General features: G+C 61.9%; 4 protein-coding genes. All 4 read right to left on the minus strand.

Going from position 1 to position 3,885, the window contains the following annotated elements:
• Window positions 1–31 precede the first annotated feature (31 nt).
• Genes JFU47_RS00005 through JFU47_RS00020 form a run of 4 tightly spaced genes read right to left on the minus strand, consistent with a single transcriptional unit; the run spans window position 32 to window position 3,828 of the window.
• Window positions 32–655 carry a UbiX family flavin prenyltransferase gene (locus JFU47_RS00005; RefSeq protein WP_201180112.1) on the minus strand — a complete coding sequence of 208 codons (624 nt, stop codon included), beginning with the start codon at window positions 653–655 and terminating at the stop codon, window positions 32–34.
• Window positions 639–1,592, minus strand: a complete 954-nt coding sequence (locus tag JFU47_RS00010) for a LysR family transcriptional regulator (RefSeq protein ID WP_201180113.1) — start codon at window positions 1,590–1,592, stop codon at window positions 639–641. The genes JFU47_RS00005 and JFU47_RS00010 overlap by 17 nt, the downstream gene beginning before the upstream one ends.
• Window positions 1,593–1,612: 20 nt before the next feature.
• Window positions 1,613–3,055 (minus strand): aldehyde dehydrogenase family protein, encoded by a 1,443-nt coding sequence (locus JFU47_RS00015; protein ID WP_201180114.1) that lies wholly within the window; start codon window positions 3,053–3,055, stop codon window positions 1,613–1,615.
• Window positions 3,056–3,069: 14 nt separating this feature from the next.
• Window positions 3,070–3,828 carry an SDR family NAD(P)-dependent oxidoreductase gene (locus JFU47_RS00020; RefSeq protein WP_201180115.1) on the minus strand — a complete coding sequence of 253 codons (759 nt, stop codon included), beginning with the start codon at window positions 3,826–3,828 and terminating at the stop codon, window positions 3,070–3,072.
• Window positions 3,829–3,885: the final 57 nt, after the last annotated feature.

The raw sequence follows: 3,885 nt of genomic DNA on the forward strand, positions 1-3,885 counted from the left end.
CTCCTCCCCGCCTGAATGCACCGAGCGTGACTCAACCATCGACCACCTCATCCAGCGTTGCTACGCGCTCCGGCTGTTCTCGCCAGCGACGGACGACACCCAGTTCGATATCGAACATATCCAGCACCCTGCCTACGGTGTGATCGACCATGTCTTCCAGGCTGGTCGGCTTGGCATAGAACGCTGGCACTGGCAGCGCGATCACTGCACCGAGTTCGGCCAACTCGGTCATGCTGCGCAGGTGATTGCGGTGCAGTGGCGTCTCGCGAACCATCAGCACCAGGCGCCGGCGTTCCTTGAGCACCACGTCGGCGGCGCGGGTCAGCAGTGTTGAGGTCACGCCGCTGGCAATTTCCGACAGACTGCGTATCGAACACGGCGCGATGATCATGCCCATGGTTTTGAACGAGCCGCTGGCAATTGCCGCGCCGATGTCCTGATTGACGTAGCTGACGTCCGCAAGGGTTTTGATCTGAGACCAGGACATCTCGGTTTCATGGGCCAAAGTAATCAGCGCAGATTTGCTGACCACCAGATGGGTTTCAATCGGCGTGTCGCGCAACAGCTCCAGCAGACGCACGCCATAAACGGCGCCGGAGGCACCGGAAATTCCTACGATCAGACGCTGCGGTCGGGTATTACTGGGAGCGCTCATGGTCGCCTTCCTCTATCGGACCTTCTTTGTAGAAATGGATGGTGTCGAGTGCGGTGGTCATGGTTTTGCCGATCATCTCGATGAACAGCATTGCCGCCGGGGTCAGTGGTCGACGGGCATCGTGCACACAGACCATGCGCCGACTGATCCCCGGCGCGGCCAGCGGATAGGCGCGCAACGCGCCTTCGTGCAATCCGCGATGCAGGACGGTTGCCGGCAGCACGCTGACCCAGTCGCTGCGACGCAAGAAGTCCTCGATGACCGCCAGATCATCAACCTCCAACTGCGGGGTGACTTCAATCCCCTGGGCGGCAAGGTGTTGGTCGATCACCCTGCGCAACCCGTGACGACGCGAGGGCAGCACCAGTTTGAACCCCGCCAAACTGGCCAACGGCAATGGCAACGCTCCGTTGAGGCGATTGGCTGCACCGGTGGCGACCAGTAACTCCTCATCGAAGATGTCGTGGCCGATCAGGTGCTCATGCTGGAAGCTTTGGTTGATGACCGCGAAATCCAGCACGCCGGTCAGAACCTTCGCGATCAGTTCCTGGCTGTAGCCCGAGGTGACGCACAGCTCGACCTGCGGATGATGCTCGACGAAATGCGCCAAGGTGCTGGCCAACGCGTTGTTGGCGGCAGACGCGATCAACCCGGCGCTGATGCGTCCACCGATCTGGCCGCTACGGTCGATCAGGGCCTGACGCGCCGCCAACAGTTGGCCAAGGATCGGCATGAACAAGCGATAAGCCTGATCTCCGGCCTCGGTCGGCGCCATGCCCTTGGAGCTGCGCTCGAACAATGTCTGCCCAAGTTCTTCCTCAAGCCTGGCGATCTGCATCGACAACGCCGGTTGCACGATATTCAAGCGCTGTGCAGCCCGGGTGACGGAGCCCTCCTCGTAGAGGCAGGTAAAATACTTCAGATGGCGCAGCTCCATAATCACCCTCGCGTTCGCGCTCAACTGAGCGTGCCGACGTTCTGATAAATGTGTTTGAGCTCGCTGAAATCCAGCAGTGCATCCACGCCATGCAAGCGCCCCAGACCGCTCTTTCGGTAGCCACCGGTTTCCGCCTCGGCGAACAATTTGTTGTGGTCGTTGAGCCACACCGTACCGTTGCGCAGTGCCCGAGCGACACGCCAGGCGCGAGCGCCCTGCTCGGTCCAGACACTCGCGGACAGACCGAACTCGGTATGGTTGGCGCGCGCTACAGCCTCGGTCTCGTCTTCGAAGGACTCCAGTACCAGCAACGGGCCAAAAATTTCTTCCTGACAAAAGAATGCGCTGCTGTCGCGATGGGCGATCAGCGACGGCGCGAGAAATGCGCCTTTGTTCAGTTCACCTTGCGGGCGACCACCGGCCAGCAGCACTTCGTCACAGCTGTCCAGCGCATCACCAATGCGTCGCTCGACGCTGTCCCGGGATTGCCAGTCGATCAGCGGTCCCATGTTCGTCACTGGATCGAGGCCATTACCCAGGCGGATCTGCCCCAGTGCGGCGCTCAGCGCGGTTTTCATTTCGGCGAAACGACTGGCATGCACCAGCACGCGCCGGGCGGCAGTGCATTGTTGGCCAGAGATAATGGTGGCCGCCGCTGCCAGTTTCGGCGCGATGGCGGCAATATCGGCATCTTCAAAGACCAGGCAGCAAGATTTTCCGCCCAGTTCCAGAGAGAGCTTTTTCATGGTCGTCGCAGAGTCGCGCATGATGCGCTGGCCGGTAGCGGTCGAGCCGGTGAAGCTGAGCACATCCACCCGCGGCGAAGCCACCAAATGTGCTGCCCCGGCATGCCCGCTCTCCGCGAACAGATTGACCGCCCCTGGCGGTAGGCCTGGTAACGCGAACAGCGGTTCGAGCATCGCTGCGTTGAACAGCGCGGTTTGCGGCGCGGGTTTGATCACCACCGTGCAACCCGCCGCGATCGCCGGCGCCAGAGCACGCACCAGCAGCACCGCCGGGGCATTCCATGGAATGATCAGCCCGGCCACCCCGGCGGGTTCGCGCAGCATGCTGGAGAACTCACCGGGCGCCACTTCGAGCATGTGCCCCGGGTTGTGCCGAGCCAGGCCGGCGTAATAAAGAATCTCGGAAATCGCCCCGCCGATCTCCCCTCGGGACTGCGCCAATGCCTTGCCGTTCTCACGGGTCAGCAACTGCGCGAGTTGTTCCTGACGCGCCTTCAGGCCGGCAGCCCACTCCAGTAATAGCTGCTGACGCAGGCGTGGATTCTGCGCCCATTGCGGGTCGTCGAAGGCTCGGGCGGCCGCTGCCACCGCTGCTTCAGCTTCGGCCTCGCCGCCGTCGGCAAAGCACCCGATCAGCTCTCCGTTTGCCGGGTCGAGACTGTCGGTCCAACGATCCGCAGCGGTCCATTGTCCATCGATGAAGTGTTGGCTTTGCATGAATCCTCCTTGAATCAATGGGTCACCGAACCGCCGTCGACCACAAGGGTCTGGCCGCTCATGAAATCACTGTCGGTGCCGGACAGAAACAGCAGCGCGCCAATCAGATCCTGCGGCACCGCTTCGCGTTTGATGCAACGGCTGGCAATGTTGTTGCGCACGATATCCCCGGCCCACGCGGCATTGGCCTGAACGTTGGCGCTCATGGTCAGGCCGGGCGCCAGGCAGTTGCAGCGGATGCCGGCGTCGCCTACTTCGCGCGCGATCGAACGTGTCAGGGCAATCACCGCGCCCTTCGACGCGACATAAGCCGCCATCATCGGCGCGCCTTTGAAAGCCGTTGCGGAGGCAATGTTGACGATCTTGCCGTAGCCCTGACGGCGCATCACCGGCATTACCGCCTTCGCGCACTCGAAGGAACCGCGCACGTTGACCGCCATGATCCGGTCCCATTCCGCCGAGCTGGTCTGCTCGAACGGTTTGAGTTCCAGGGTGGCGAACAAGGCGGCGTTGTTGATCAGCACGTGCACACCGCTGAACTGCGCCACGGCTTCCTCGACCATGGTTTGCACCGCGACACCGTCGGTCACGTCGCAAGCGATTGCCACGGCCGTACCGCCCTTGTTGCGGATCGCGGCAGCGGTTTCGGCAGGCGCCTTCAAATCGCAGAGCACCACCTTCGCGCCCTCGGCCGCCAAGGCCTGGGCATAAGTGGCACCAATGCCTTGCGCGGCACCGGTAATGATCGCGACTTTTCCATTCAATCTGCTCATTGCGTTTTCCTTTACTTGAAGTTGCCTTGGGTTTCCGGAATTACCACGCTGCCGATT

Source organism: Pseudomonas sp. TH39(2020) (assembly GCF_016650715.1).
Taxonomy (GTDB): domain Bacteria; phylum Pseudomonadota; class Gammaproteobacteria; order Pseudomonadales; family Pseudomonadaceae; genus Aquipseudomonas; species Aquipseudomonas mandelii_C.

What these genes read in the sequence shown, in the direction of transcription:
- JFU47_RS00005 (WP_201180112.1), bottom strand. Translation starts at nt 655, where the DNA reads ATGAGCGCTCCCAGTAATACCCGACCGCAGCGTCTGATCGTAGGAATT.
- JFU47_RS00010 (WP_201180113.1), bottom strand. Translation starts at nt 1,592, where the DNA reads ATGGAGCTGCGCCATCTGAAGTATTTTACCTGCCTCTACGAGGAGGGC.
- JFU47_RS00015 (WP_201180114.1), bottom strand. Translation starts at nt 3,055, where the DNA reads ATGCAAAGCCAACACTTCATCGATGGACAATGGACCGCTGCGGATCGT.
- JFU47_RS00020 (WP_201180115.1), bottom strand. Translation starts at nt 3,828, where the DNA reads ATGAGCAGATTGAATGGAAAAGTCGCGATCATTACCGGTGCCGCGCAA.